14 protein-coding genes are annotated in these 12,452 nt (G+C 71.6%); 6 read left to right on the forward strand and 8 right to left on the reverse strand.

All coding sequences use genetic code 11. The features are described from left to right. The first annotated feature begins 171 nt into the window (after window positions 1-171). The 6 genes from ACFY1T_RS32300 to mscL all read left to right on the forward strand — a co-directional run bounded on the left by ACFY1T_RS32300 (window position 172) and on the right by mscL (window position 4,749). Entirely contained in the window at window positions 172-1,506 is a 1,335-nt protein-coding gene (locus ACFY1T_RS32300; RefSeq protein WP_390791341.1) for an MFS transporter, read from the forward strand. A 67-nt stretch (window positions 1,507-1,573) separates the two neighbouring features. After that, window positions 1,574-1,864: an FmdB family zinc ribbon protein gene (locus ACFY1T_RS32305; RefSeq protein WP_376018232.1), complete on the forward strand. Its 291-nt coding sequence runs from the start codon at window positions 1,574-1,576 to the stop codon at window positions 1,862-1,864. Window positions 1,865-1,942: 78 nt separating this feature from the next. Then, window positions 1,943-2,776, forward strand: a complete 834-nt coding sequence (locus ACFY1T_RS32310; protein WP_390791342.1) for an S-methyl-5'-thioadenosine phosphorylase — start codon at window positions 1,943-1,945, stop codon at window positions 2,774-2,776. Continuing rightward, entirely contained in the window at window positions 2,773-3,303 is a 531-nt protein-coding gene (locus ACFY1T_RS32315) for a hypothetical protein (protein WP_390791343.1), read from the forward strand. Before ACFY1T_RS32310 ends, ACFY1T_RS32315 begins: the two co-directional genes overlap by 4 nt. Before the next feature lie 423 nt (window positions 3,304-3,726). Further along, a complete protein-coding gene (locus tag ACFY1T_RS32320; RefSeq protein WP_390791344.1) occupies window positions 3,727-4,065 on the forward strand; it encodes a hypothetical protein in 339 nt (112 codons plus the stop codon). A gap of 138 nt (window positions 4,066-4,203) precedes the next feature. Continuing rightward, a complete protein-coding gene (mscL, locus tag ACFY1T_RS32325) occupies window positions 4,204-4,749 on the forward strand; it encodes a large conductance mechanosensitive channel protein MscL (RefSeq protein ID WP_390791345.1) in 546 nt (181 codons plus the stop codon). A gap of 4 nt (window positions 4,750-4,753) precedes the next feature. Here the strand turns inward: mscL and ACFY1T_RS32330 are convergent, their stop codons facing one another. From ACFY1T_RS32330 to pflA, 8 genes are all read right to left on the reverse strand, one after another. Then, window positions 4,754-4,975, reverse strand: a complete 222-nt coding sequence (locus ACFY1T_RS32330; protein WP_390791346.1) for a hypothetical protein — start codon at window positions 4,973-4,975, stop codon at window positions 4,754-4,756. A 73-nt stretch (window positions 4,976-5,048) separates the two neighbouring features. After that, the gene (locus ACFY1T_RS32335; protein ID WP_390791347.1) at window positions 5,049-6,476 is read right to left on the reverse strand and encodes a NarK family nitrate/nitrite MFS transporter; all 1,428 of its coding nucleotides are present in this window, start codon (window positions 6,474-6,476) and stop codon (window positions 5,049-5,051) included. A gap of 2 nt (window positions 6,477-6,478) precedes the next feature. Further along, complete coding sequence (locus ACFY1T_RS32340; RefSeq protein WP_390791348.1) at window positions 6,479-6,847, reverse strand: hypothetical protein; 369 nt, start codon at window positions 6,845-6,847, stop codon at window positions 6,479-6,481. Next, entirely contained in the window at window positions 6,844-7,497 is a 654-nt protein-coding gene (locus tag ACFY1T_RS32345) for a ubiquinol-cytochrome c reductase iron-sulfur subunit (RefSeq protein WP_390791349.1), read from the reverse strand. Before ACFY1T_RS32345 ends, ACFY1T_RS32340 begins: the two co-directional genes overlap by 4 nt. Next, window positions 7,494-8,093 carry a 4Fe-4S dicluster domain-containing protein gene (locus tag ACFY1T_RS32350; RefSeq protein ID WP_390791350.1) on the reverse strand — a complete coding sequence of 200 codons (600 nt, stop codon included), beginning with the start codon at window positions 8,091-8,093 and terminating at the stop codon, window positions 7,494-7,496. Before ACFY1T_RS32350 ends, ACFY1T_RS32345 begins: the two co-directional genes overlap by 4 nt. 6 nt (window positions 8,094-8,099) lie before the next feature. Next, the gene (locus ACFY1T_RS32355; RefSeq protein WP_390791351.1) at window positions 8,100-10,418 is read right to left on the reverse strand and encodes a molybdopterin oxidoreductase family protein; all 2,319 of its coding nucleotides are present in this window, start codon (window positions 10,416-10,418) and stop codon (window positions 8,100-8,102) included. Beyond that, entirely contained in the window at window positions 10,415-11,548 is a 1,134-nt protein-coding gene (locus ACFY1T_RS32360) for an MFS transporter (protein WP_390791352.1), read from the reverse strand. The genes ACFY1T_RS32355 and ACFY1T_RS32360 overlap by 4 nt, the downstream gene beginning before the upstream one ends. Before the next feature lie 100 nt (window positions 11,549-11,648). Beyond that, a complete protein-coding gene (gene pflA / locus ACFY1T_RS32365) occupies window positions 11,649-12,434 on the reverse strand; it encodes a pyruvate formate-lyase-activating protein (RefSeq protein ID WP_390791353.1) in 786 nt (261 codons plus the stop codon). Window positions 12,435-12,452: the final 18 nt, after the last annotated feature.

Here is a 12,452-nt window from a genome sequence, read left to right on the forward strand (position 1 = left end):
CGCGACCGCAAAGCGGCCGTGGCTCCCTCCCGCAGTGGGCGCCCAGGTATCACTCGGTTCTGCGCAAGAGGACAGCTCTCGGGGCTCCCACATGTACGGGTGCGGTCGCTCACAAGGCGGCACACCGTCCGCAGACGGGGACGCTCTACCAGGCAGCGGAAAGGCCAGGCCGTGACATCCGCGGTCACGACCGACAAGTCCGCACGCCCCGGTTACGGGCAGCTTCTGCGCACGCCCGGCGCCATCGGCTTCGTTCTCCCGGGGTTCGCCGCCCGGCTCCCCTTCGGAATGCTGACCATCAGCATCCTGCTGCTCGTCCAGCACACCAGCGGTTCCTACGGCAGCGCCGGCATCGTCGCCGCCGTCACCGGCGTCTCGATGGCGCTGTCCGCCCCGGTGATGGGCAAGCTCACCGACCGCCGCGGCCAGAGCGCCGTCCTGGTCCCCGTCGTCCTCATGCACTCCGCCGCCGTCAGCACCCTCGTGGCGCTCGCGCTGCTGGGCGCTCCCGTGTGGGCGCTGGCCCTGGCGGCCGTCCCCGCCGGCGCCTCCGTCCCGCAGGTCGGACCGATGGTCCGGGCCCGCTGGGCCGCCAAGCTGGAGGGCTCCCCGCTGCTGCCGACGGCCGCCGCGTTCGAGTCCGTCACCGACGAGTTCACCTTCGTCGTCGGCCCGGTGCTGGCCACCGCGCTGTGCACCGGCGTCCACCCGGCCGCCGGCCTGATCACCGAGGCCGCGCTGACGCTGGCCGGCGGTCTGGTCTTCGCCGCCCAGCGCGCCACCCAGCCCAAGCCGCACGCCGTCGTGGCCGGCGGCGAGAAGCACGCCTCCGCGCTGTCCTTCCCGGGTCTGCGCGTCCTGATCGTCGCCTTCCTCGGCATCGGCGCCGTCTTCGGCGGCATGCAGGTGTCGCTGGCCGCCTTCTCCAACGAGATCGGCAACCCGGGCGCCAACGGCCTGCTGTACGGCGTCTTCGCGGCCGGCAACATGACCGCGGGCATCGCCTGCGGCGCCATCGCCTGGAAGATCGGCCCGCGCCGCCGGCTGCTGCTCGGCTACGCCGGCCTCACCGTGGCCGCCTCGGTCCTGTGGACCGCGCACTCGATGATCCTGCTGGGCGCGCTCGGCCTGGCCGTCGGCCTGTGCATCGCCCCGGCCCTGATCACCGGCTACACGATGATCGAGTCCCTGATCCCGGCGAACGCCCGGACCGAGGCCTTCACCTGGCTGACCGGCGCCGTCGCCTTCGGTCAGGCCACCGCCGTGACCCTGGCCGGCCGCCTGACGGACGCACACGGGTCCTCGTACGGCTTCCTGGTGCCGATGGCGGGCACCTTGCTGGCGCTGGCGACCCTGCTCGCGCTGCGCTCGAGCCTGGCTCCGAAGGCTCCGAGCCGGATCATCAACTCGTCCCCGGTATCGTCCGCCGCCGTGGCCCCCGAGGCCCCTGCTGCGCGGGTGAACGAGCGTGGTGTCGGTCACCGCGTGCCGGTGACGGTGGACTGATCGGCCGGAATACGTCACCATGGAACGTCGTTAGCACTCATCGAGTCAGAGTGCCAGGAGGAAATTCGTGCCGACCTACCAGTACCAGTGCACCGAGTGCGGTGAGGGCCTTGAGGCCGTGCAGAAGTTCACCGATGACGCACTGACCGAGTGCCCGAACTGCCACGGACGCCTGAAGAAGGTGTTCTCCGCGGTCGGCATCGTCTTCAAGGGTTCCGGTTTCTACCGGAACGACAGCCGTGGCGCTTCGTCGAGCAGCACCCCTGCCTCCTCGAAGCCGTCGACGCCTGCCGCCGCCCCGGCCGCTTCGACGACCTCGTCGTCGAGCACGAGCAGCAGCTCCACGTCGGCCGCCTGAGCTCCCGTCTCTGATACGTAAGGCCCCGTAGCCCTTCCGGGCGGCGGGGCCTCACGCATGCCCGGTTAGGGTGGCGGCATGGCTAACGCAGAGATCGGTGTCATCGGCGGCTCGGGCTTCTACTCCTTCCTGGACGACGTCTCCGAGGTCGAGGTGGACACCCCGTACGGGCCCCCGAGCGACTCCCTCTTCCTCGGTGAGCTGGCCGGGCGCCAGGTCGCCTTCCTCCCCCGGCACGGCCGCAGCCACAAGGTCCCGCCCCACAAGATCAACTACCGGGCCAACCTGTGGGCGCTGCGCTCGGTGGGCGTGCGCCAGGTGCTCGGCCCGTGCGCGGTCGGCGGCCTGCGCGCCGAGTACGGCCCGGGCACGCTGCTCGTCCCCGACCAGCTGGTGGACCGTACGAAGTCCCGCGCCCAGACCTTCTTCGACGGGGAGGCTCTCCCCGACGGGAGCGTTCCGAACGTCGTGCACACCACCTTCGCCGACCCGTACTGCCCGGTGGGCCGCTCGGTCGCGCTGGCGGCGGCGCGGGGCCGGGAGTGGGAGCCCGTGGACGGCGGCACGATGGTCGTCGTCGAGGGACCCCGCTTCTCGACCCGCGCCGAGTCGAAGTGGCACGCGGCGATGGGCTGGTCGGTCGTCGGCATGACCGGCCACCCCGAGGCGGTCCTCGCCCGCGAGCTGGGGCTCTGCTACACCTCGATGGCGCTGGTCACCGACCTGGACGCGGGCGCGGAGACGGGTGAGGGCGTGTCCCACACCGAGGTCCTGAAGGTGTTCGGCGAGAACGTCGGCCGCCTGCGCGAGGTCCTCTTCGACGCGGTCTCGGCCCTTCCCGCGACCGAGTCCCGCGACTGCCTGTGCACCCACGCCCACGACGGCTGGGACCTGGGCATCGAACTGCCGTGAGCACGGAAGCCCTCGACGCGGCCTGGGTCCGGACCTGGGCCGCGGACCTCACGGCGCGGGTGGACGCCGTCCTCGCGGCCTTCGACACCTACTACCCGTTCCCGCCCGGTCGGAACGAGGTCGTCCCGGCCGGCCCCGGCCGCGACGGCTCACCGGCCCACGCCGCGCTGCCCGGCGATCTGCCGACGTTCTACGGCGTGATCGACGAGGTGGTGCTGTCGGACATCGGCAACGCCTTCTTCATCCACCCGGCGGGCGGGGTCCTGGGCGACCGCGTGGAGCTCGGCGCCGAGGGTGACGTTGTCGGTGACGGCTCCGGTGAGGGCCTCGGCGACGGCTTCGTCTTCGCGAGCGACGGGGGCGGAATCCTGTACGCCACCGGCCCCGACGGCGGCGTGTACCGCTCGCGGACCGCGTCCACGGACAGCGAGTTCGACCTGGTCGCGGACGACCTGCGCGGCTTCCTCGAACGACTTGCGAACGCGGTGGCGGAGTTCGCCGCCACGAGGACTCCGACGGCGCTCTGACGCCGACGGGCCGCGGGGAAGCCGAGGCGCTCCCCGTTCCCGAATCCCGCGGCGGGCGCGGTACGCGCCGCCTCGCTCTCCCCGCACCCCGCCGGAGTCGGTGGCCGCCCACTCGTGCGGGTGACGGGGTTGTCCACAGGGTGGGGATCGTCCACAGGCGTGAGCGGGATTTCGCGGGGCGGCGGATCGTGAGGGGTGTCCGGGCGACGGGTCCGGGCATCGGAACCCGATCCGCAGGTGGTGGCCGTCATGTCCCAGTCCTCGTGTTCGCCCTCTCCTTCCACGTGTCCCCCCGCGCGGCCGGTGCCGTCCTTTCCCCCGCTCCGCGTGGGCCGGGGCGGGGACCGGTTGCGCCGGGCCGTGCGGCGTCGGCGGCGTGCCGCGTCGGGTGGCCTGGCCGTCCTGGCGGCCGCGCTTGCGGTGGTGGGCGGCACGGAGGCGGCCCAGGCTTCGCGGGGCGCCGCGCCCCCGGAGGTGAAGTCCCCGCCGGCCGCGGTGCGGTGGGTGTCGGCGCCGGTGCGCATCGCGGACGCGGCGACGGTGCGGCTGCTGCGGCCCGGGGACCGGGTGGACGTGGTCGCGGCGGAGCGCGCGGGTCCGCCACGGGTGGTGGCCGCGGGCGCCCGCGTGGCCGAAGTGCCCCGTCCGGAGGAGGGTGTCGGGGACGCCGGGGCGCTGGTCGTCCTGTCGGTGCCCCGGGACACGGCGCGGGCCCTGGTCGGGGCGGGCGCGGTGGCGCGACTGGCGGTGACACTGTGCTGAGGCGGCCCGTACCGAATCGGACTGACGTGCAGTCACGTCACCACAAGTCCTGCCCCGATTGGACACGCCGGGCCCGGACTGCCGTAGCTTTCGGAACCGTTGGCTCCATGTTCGGCGGATTCGAAGAGAGGCTCAGTCGTGAGCGAGAAGAAGAAGGAAGGCGTGCTGGCAGGCTTCAAAGCCTTCCTGATGCGCGGCAACGTGGTCGACCTGGCGGTGGCGGTCGTCATCGGCGCCGCGTTCACGAACATCGTGAACTCGGTGGTGAAGGGGATCATCAGCCCGCTGGTCGGCGCGATCGGCACGAAGAGCCTGGACGGCTACACGTCCTGTCTGAAGGGCCCCTGCGGCATCGACGCGAAGGGGGATGCCATCGGCGTGAACATCCTTTGGGGCTCGGTGCTGAATGCCGCGCTGACCTTCCTGATCACCGCCGCGGTCGTCTACTTCCTGATGGTGCTGCCGATGTCGAAGTACCTGGCGAGGATGGAGCAGCGCCGCCGGGCCAAGGAAGGCGTGCAGGAGACGATGGAGATCACCGAGCTGGTGGTCCTCAAGGAGATCCGGGACGAGCTCATCGCCCAGCGCGGCCAGAACGGCCAGAACGGGCAGGGTGGCCAGGGCGGGTACGGCGGCCAGGGCGGCCCGGGCGGCCAGTACGGCCACCCCGGCTCGGGGTACTAGCGGATCAGACGTGGTGCGGCGGCTTCTCGTCGAGGAAGCGGGCCAGGTCGGCCGCGCTCCCGGCGGAGGCCGGCCGCTCGCCCCACCCGCGGTCGGTGTCGTCCGAGGACTGCTGGTCCAGCGGGTCGTCGAAGACGAGCCGGGGCCGGGGGCGCGGCGCGGGAGCGGCCTCGGGCCGGGGCTCGGGCTGCGGGGGCTGCGGGTCGGAGGCGGGGGCGCTGCTCATGCCTCCAGGGTACGGCCGCCCCCGCCCCCGCCCCGGCCCGCGGCCCCGCTCCCTCCCCGGCCCGGGCGCGGGTTCAGCTGGGGGCCTCGGCGCCCGGACGGGCGTAGAACCACCAGCAGACGGCCAGGCAGGTGGCGTAGAAGCCGATGAAGAGCCACAGCGCGTTCGTGACGGCCATGGCCGCGAACATCGCGGGGATGAAGAAGAAGCCGTAGGCGGCGATGGCGGAGGAGAAGCCGGTGACGGCGCCCGCCTCCATCTCCGACTGCTTCAGGGCCGCGGCCTGCGCCTCGGCACCCTTGCCCTCGGCCTCCCGCATGTGCTGGTCCCGGAAGATCACCGGGATCTGCCGGAAGGTCGATCCGTTGCCGAGGCCGGAGAAGGCGAAGGCGGCGAGGAAGCCGATGAAGAAGGCCCAGAAGCTGCCCTGGTCGCCGCCCGACGGCAGCGCGAAGACCACCACGACCAGGGAAGCCGCCATGCCGACGAACGAGAGCATGGTGACCCTGGCCCCGCCCATCTTGTCGGAGAGCCAGCCGCCGGCCCAGCGCATGAGCGCGCCGACGAACGGGCCGATCCAGGCATAGGTGGTCGCCTGGTAGCCCTGCGCCTCGAAATTGTTCTTGATCAGCAGGGGCAGGCCGGCGGCGAAGCCGATGAAGGACCCGAAGGTGCCGACGTAGAGCCAGGTCATCAGCCAGTTGTGCTTGCGCTTGAAGATGACCTTCTGCTGGCTGAAGGGGGCCGCGGCCACCCGGAGGTCGTTCATCAGGAACCAGGCGAGCAGCGCCATGATCACCAGGAGCGGCACCCAGAGGAACGCGCCGTTCTGGAGCCAGATGTCGGTGTTCTCCTTCGCGTCGTGCTGCGGACCGCCCGCGGGCGCGCCGAGTACGGCGGCGGTGACGACCAGCGGGGCGACCAGCTGCACCACGCTGACGCCGAGGTTGCCGAGGCCGCCGTTGAGGCCGTTGGCGCTGCCCTTCTCCCGCTTGGGGAAGAAGAAGCCGATGTTCGCCATCGAGGAGGCGAAGTTCGCGCCGCCGATCCCGCAGACGGCCGCGATCAGCGCCAGCTCCCAGTACGGGGTGCCGGTGTCCTGGAGCGCGAAGCCCAGCCACAGCATGGGCGCGATCAGGATGAACGTGCTGAACGCGGTGAACTTCCGCTCGCCGAAGATCGGCCCGATGAAGGTGTACAGGATCCGGAAGGTGCCGCCGGTGAGGCCGGGGATGGCGGTCAGCCAGAACAGCTGCGACTTCGAGAAGCCGAAGCCCACGTCGTTCAGCTTGACCACGGTGACCGACCAGACCTGCCAGACCACGAAGCCGAGCATCAGTGCGGGGATCGAGACCCAGAGGTTGCGCTGGGCGACGGTGCGGCCGGTGGACTGCCAGAAGCCCTCGTCCTCGGGCCGCCAGTCACCGATGGTGGCACCGGGCTTGTAGGTCTCCCGGCGGTGCGAGCGCACCGCGGACGGGGTGGGGGTGGGTATGGACATGGTCATCGGTCCTTCGGGTCGAGGAGCCACAGTGCCAGCACGACGAGGAAGGACAGGATCAGGAATCCCGCACCCCACCAGGCCGTGCCGGTATTTCCCTCCATCCACTCGTTGACGGTCACCGTCAGCCCCCAGAGCTGGCCGATCACGACCGTGAGGGCCAGGGCCAGACGGGCGTTGAGCTTCGAGGAGCGCTCCGGCTCCTGTTCGGAGCCGGCTCCGGGGCCGGGGCCCGTGTGCCGGATCCGCGGGTCGCCGTAACCGCTGGTGGGGCGGATCTGCGGATACCGCTCCCGCACGGGCCGGTTCAGCCGGGGCTGGGCGCTGCCCGGTCGGTAGTCCGGGCGCGGAGGCAGCGCGCCGTCGCTCATGTCCGCCTGCTCTCGGTGGCGCGGTCCGCCCCGGCGCAGCCGAGCCTGCGGGCCATCTCGGGGCGGGACCCGCCGAACTGCCGGCACAGGGCTTCCTTCGCCGGCTCTCCCGACCGGGCGGTCGCGACGGCCCAGACGCTGCCGTCGACCTCCTCGGTCAGGAAGATCCTGGGGAGGGGACGCGGCGGCGGGCCGGCGGTGACCTCGCCGGTGCGGGCGTCGAAGACGCCCTCGTGGCAGGGGCAGTACAGCTCCCCGTCGGCGCCCCGGTCCTCGCGCCACAGCACGGCGCAGGCCAGGTGGGTGCAGACGGCGGAGTAGCCGACGAGGGAGCCGTCCGACAGCCGTACGGCCAGGGCCCGGTCCTCGTCCCCGGGGAAGCGGAAGGCCACCGACTCGCCCGGCGCCAGCCGGTCGGCGACCTTCTTGGCCGGGGGCAGGCCGTCGCTGTCTCCGTGCCGGTGCAGGATGCCGGAGGCGACGCCCACGCCGCCGATGGCGAGGCCGCCGGAGACGGTGGCCACGATCCGCAGGTAGTCGCGGCGGGTGGTGAGGGAGTCGGCGCTGATCCGGTCGCGCAGCCGTTCGGCGGCGTCCTCTCCCGCGAGTTCCGGTCCCGTGGCGGGCGGGGGCGGTTCGGTGAGGCTCATCGCACATCCACTCCGTTGATCTCGACGACGGGCAGGCCGCCGGGGACCGGCCACTGGACCTTGTCGGCGGGGACGACCATCGCGACGCCGGTGCTGACCATGACGTCGCCGAAGGCGAAGGAATCGGCGACCTGGACGCCGGGGCGCTCGGCCTGGAGCTCTTCGAGGGTTCCGTAGAAGAGGGCGCCGGTCGGGCAGACGGTGGCGCACATCGGTGCCAGCCCGTAGGCGGTGCGGTCGTAGCAGAGGTTGCACTTCATCTGGAGCTTGGCCTGGAGGTCGATCTTCGGGACTCCGAAGGGGCAGGCGTTGACGCAGTTGGCGCAGCCGATGCAGCGGGCGGTGTCGGCCTGTTGGACCACGCCGTCGGCGGTCACCAGGATCGCGTCGGCGGGGCAGACCTCGGCGCAGGGCGCGACCGGGTCCTCGCAGTGCATGCAGACGGTCGGAAGGGAGGCGACGGACATGCCGGGTTCGGTGTAGTCCAGGTGGATCATCGACTTGCCGCGGTGGGAATCGCATTCGCGGCAGGCGGAGACGCAGGCTTGGCAGCCGATGCAGCGGCCCGGGTCGATGAAGATCGTGCGGCCCATCATGGCGGGTCAGCTCCTCTCCGCCGTGCCACGGCCCTGCGGGGACGTGGGAGGCAGGCGGTCGGTCCGGGAGGCCTGGGCCTGCGGGTACGCCTCGTGGCCCGGGGCCGTGGGCGGTGCGGGCACCTCGTCGACCCGCTCGGCGGCCTCGATCCGGGCGGCGCAGACCTTGTACTCGGGGATCTTCGAGCGGGGGTCGAGGGCGTCGATGGTCAGGGCGTTCGCGGCCGTCGGGACGGGCCAGTGGTACGGGATGAAGACGGTGTCGGGGCGGATGGCCTCGGTGACCAGGGCCGGGAAGACCTCGCTGCCGCGGCGGGTGATCACCCGCACCGGGTCGCCGTTGCGGAAGCCGTGGGAGGGGTGGACCTCGACCCAGGGGCGCGGGGTCTGCTCGACGAGGGCGCCCAGGCGGCGGGTCTGGTTGCCGGAGAGGAAGTGCGCGACGGTGCGGCCGGTGGTGAGCGAGAGGGGGAACTCGTCGGTGTAGGGGTCCATGGGCGGATGCCACTCCACGACCTGGAGGTGGACCTTTCCGTCGGGGTGGTAGGTCCGGCCGTCCTCGAACAGCCGGGGTGTGCCCGGATGCTCGGTGGACGGGCAGGGCCAGGCGATCCCGCCGGTCTCCTCCAGCCGGTCGTAGGTGATGCCGTAGTAGTCGTTGACCGTGCCCGCGGAGGCGATCCGCAGCTCCTCGAACACCTCGCGGGAGCCGGGGAAATCGAAGTGCTGCCCGGCGCCGAGCCTTCGGGCCAGCTCGCACATGACCCAGGTGTCGGTGCGCACCCCGGCGGGGGGCTCCTGGGCCTTGTTGTGCTTGACCACGCGGGCCTCGGCGTTGGCCATCACGCCCTCGTCCTCGGCCCAGGTGGTGACGGGGAAGACCACGTGGGCGTTGGCCGCGGTCTCGGACAGGAAGAAGTCGAACTGGGCGTGGAACTCGGCGGTGTCGTAGCCGTCCTTGACCACCGCGTAGTTGGGGAGGGAGACGAACGGGTTGTTGCAGATCCCGATGAGGCCGCGGATCTCCTTCCGCTGCATCTGCCAGACCATCTCCATCATAGAGGTGCCGGCGCCGGGGAGTTCGGATTCCTCGATGCCCCAGATCCGGCAGATCTGCGCCCGGTGCTCCGGGTTGGTGATGGAGCGGCCGCCGGGAAGGAGGTCGGACTTCTGGCCGTGCTCCCGGCCGCCCTGGCCGTTGCCCTGGCCGGTGATGGTCCCGTAGCCGGCGCCGGGCTTGCCGATGTGGCCGGTGGCGACGCACAGGTTGATGACGGAGAGGCAGTTCTCGACGCCCTGGGAGTGGTGTTCGATGCCGCGGGCGTGCCAGGCCATGGCCTTGCCCGCGCCGGCGAAGACGCGCGCGACCTGGACGATCTGCTCGGCGGGGACCCCGCAGATCTCGGCCGAGCGGGCCGGCGGGTACTGCGCGACGGTCGCCTTGACCTCGTCCCAGCCGGTGGTGTGGGCGGCGAGGTAGGCCTCGTCGGTCAGGCCCTCGGCGACGACCACGTGCAGGACGGCGTTGAAGAAGGCCGAGTCGGTGCCGGGCTTGATCGCGACGTGGATGTCGGCGGTACGGGCGATGGCCGTCTCCCGCGGGTCGACCACGATCAGCGTGGCGCCGCGGTCCCGCGCGCCCCACAGGTACTGGGTCATCACGGGGAAGCACTCCCCCACGTTCGACCCGGCGATGAGCAGGCAGTCCGTGAGGAGGATGTCGGAGAAGGGGTTGCCGGCCCGGTCGATGCCGAAGGCGAGCTTGTTGGCGCCCGCGGCGCTGACCATGCACAGGCGGCCGTTGTAGTCGACGTGCTTGGTCTTCAGTGCCACCCGGGCGAACTTGCCGACCAGGTACGTCTTCTCGGAGAACAGGCTGGCGCCGCCGAGCAGGCCGAAGGCGTCGTTCCCGTACGCGCCCTGGATGCGGCGGATCTCGGAGACGGTGAAGTCCAGGGCCTCCTCCCAGGAGCACTCCCGGAACTCCTCGTCCCGGGAGCGGCGCAGCAGCGGACTCGTGAGCCGGTCGGGGTGGTTGACCTGCTGGTAGGCGTTGATGCCCTTGGGGCACAGCCGCATCCGGTTGATGTCGTGGTTGCGGGGCTCCACGCCGAAGACCTTGCCGCCGCGGTCCACCCGCAGGTACATCCCGCACTGCACCCCGCAGAAGCAGCAGTGGGTGGGGACGAGGGTCTCGCCGTTCTGGTCGGCGTGCCACCGGTCGGCCGGGATGCCGCCCGCGTCGCGGAAGTTGCGCGTGCCGGGCGGGGCGATCGACGGGTCGAGGGGCAGGGCGGCCGCCTTGGCGGGGTCCGTCGCGGTCACTTGAAGCCCTTCTTGACGTGCGCGAGGTAGGCGTTGCCGCGCAGCACCCGCTTGCAGCGCGGGCAGTACTCGACGAAGGCGTTGAAGTCGAGCTTCAGGTCCTGCATCGTGCCGCGCAGGTTCTCGACGTACGGGGCGGTGTCGACGGGTTCGCCGCATCGCTTGCAGGCGAAGACCTGCTCGTCCTGGCGGGCGGTGTACTTGAACAGCTGCATGCCGACGGCGGCGGGCCGCTGGACGATGTGGAAGAACTTCCCGAACGGGATGTAGATGAGGGTGAACACCACGGACACCATGTGCATCAGCGCCAGGAACTCGTACCCGCCGCCGTGCAGGAAGATCGAGGAGAAGGTCAGCAGGAGCCCGGTCACCGAGATCACGATGAGGCAGATCAGCGGCAGCAGGTCGTAGGCGAAGCGCTGGCCGGTGATGGCCCCGCGGTCCTTCATCCGCCGCCACAGGAAGTACGAGGCCCCCGGGATGACGAGCACGGCGGCGATGTCCAGGCCGTGGAACATCAGCCAGCCGACGGTGTTCAGAGCGTTGAAGCCGAGGATCTTGAAGCCCCAGATCCGCATCTCGTAGCCGGGTCCCGAGCCGGTGGACGAGGTGAAGGTGAACCAGCCCCAGGTGAGCGGGAAGGTGATCGCCGCGGCCAGCAGGCAGCCCCAGAAGATCAGCTGGTGGGCGGCCCAGCGGGAGCGGGAGCGGGCGCCGAGGAACTTCTGGAAGCCGAGGTAGGTGGCGATCATCCGCGGGACGGCGGTGGGGGCCTTGCGGAAGTTGGCGGCGGAGAAGAAGCTGCCGAAGCCCTTCTTGAACAGGCGCCGGGCGCCCGGCGCGGAGACCCAGACCGTGTACCGGTAGGCCACGCCGAAGGCGAGGAAGACGGTGGCGACGGCGTACGGGAGCAGCGCGGAGTCGAAGTCGCGCAGGAGCCGGCTGCCGAGCACGATCGCGGCGATGAGCAGGACCGAGACGACCGTGCCGGCGAGCGCGGCCCGTGCCGTGACGGACGGCCCGGCCGGCGGGAGGGTCCCCGTCAGCGGCGGCGAGGCCGGGTGGGGAGGAACGGACGGGGGCGGTGGCGTCGGCGGCTCCGCGGCGAGGGCTTCTGAGGGCTCGGGCACAGCACCACGCTAGGTGGTTTGTACCGATTAGGCCCGTTATGACGTAGTGGAAGGTGGGCCGGACGAGTGAAGGTCCAGCGGGCCCGCACCGCCCCGCGGCTCAGACGGCCGTCAGCCCGCGCTCTTCGAAGAACGCCCTGGCCCGCGCGGTCTGCTCCGCCGTGGGCGACGGGGTGTCGTGCAGCGTGAACTCCTTGCCGAGCGCCTGCCACTTCCCCTCCCCCAGCTTGTGGAAGGGCAGGACGTCGACCCGCGAGACGTTGCCGAGGCCGGCGGCGAAGTCGGCGACGCCCTCGACGTTCTCCCGGGCGTCGGTCAGCCCCGGCACCAGCACGAAGCGCAGGTGCACCTCCTTGCCGAGGCCGGCGAGGCGCCGGGCGAAGTCCAGCGTCGGCCGCAGCGGCCGTCCGGTCACCCTCCGGTAGGTCTCGCGGTCCCAGGACTTGATGTCCAGGAGCACCAGGTCCACATCGCGCAGCAGCGCGTCGGTGGCCCGCGCGCCGAGGAAGCCGGAGGTGTCCAGGGCGGTGTGCAGCCCGAGCTCGTGCTTCATCCGGTGCAGCAGTTCGCCCGCGAAGACGGGCTGGAGCAGCGGTTCGCCGCCCGAGACGGTGGCGCCGCCGCCCGCGGCGGAAATGAACCGCGTGTACTTGCGGGCCTCGGCGATGACGTCGTCGGCGGAGGTGCGCTTGCCGGCCCGCATCCGCCAGGTGTCGGGGTTGTGGCAGTACAGGCAGGTCAGCGGGCATCCGGAGAGGAAGGTGACGAAGCGGGTCCCGGGCCCGTCGACACCCGTCGACAGGTCCCAGGAGTGCACCGAGCCCTCGCTGGGCCGGTGGGTCGCGGCAGCGGCCAGGGTCGTGGGAAGGGGAAGCAGGACGGTCATGGCAGGCACCCCTCGAGC

Origin of the sequence: Streptomyces sp. NPDC001194 (assembly GCF_042896985.1) — a bacterium.
GTDB lineage: Bacteria > Actinomycetota > Actinomycetes > Streptomycetales > Streptomycetaceae > Streptomyces.

Excerpts from the sequence above, each read along its gene's own strand:
- pflA (WP_390791353.1), bottom strand. The coding sequence starts at position 12,434 with ATGACCGTCCTGCTTCCCCTTCCCACGACCCTGGCCGCTGCCGCGACC.
- ACFY1T_RS32335 (WP_390791347.1), bottom strand. The coding sequence starts at position 6,476 with ATGTCCATACCCACCCCCACCCCGTCCGCGGTGCGCTCGCACCGCCGG.
- ACFY1T_RS32310 (WP_390791342.1), top strand. The coding sequence starts at position 1,943 with ATGGCTAACGCAGAGATCGGTGTCATCGGCGGCTCGGGCTTCTACTCC.
- ACFY1T_RS32330 (WP_390791346.1), bottom strand. The coding sequence starts at position 4,975 with ATGAGCAGCGCCCCCGCCTCCGACCCGCAGCCCCCGCAGCCCGAGCCC.
- ACFY1T_RS32340 (WP_390791348.1), bottom strand. The coding sequence starts at position 6,847 with ATGAGCGACGGCGCGCTGCCTCCGCGCCCGGACTACCGACCGGGCAGC.
- ACFY1T_RS32350 (WP_390791350.1), bottom strand. The coding sequence starts at position 8,093 with ATGATGGGCCGCACGATCTTCATCGACCCGGGCCGCTGCATCGGCTGC.
- ACFY1T_RS32345 (WP_390791349.1), bottom strand. The coding sequence starts at position 7,497 with ATGAGCCTCACCGAACCGCCCCCGCCCGCCACGGGACCGGAACTCGCG.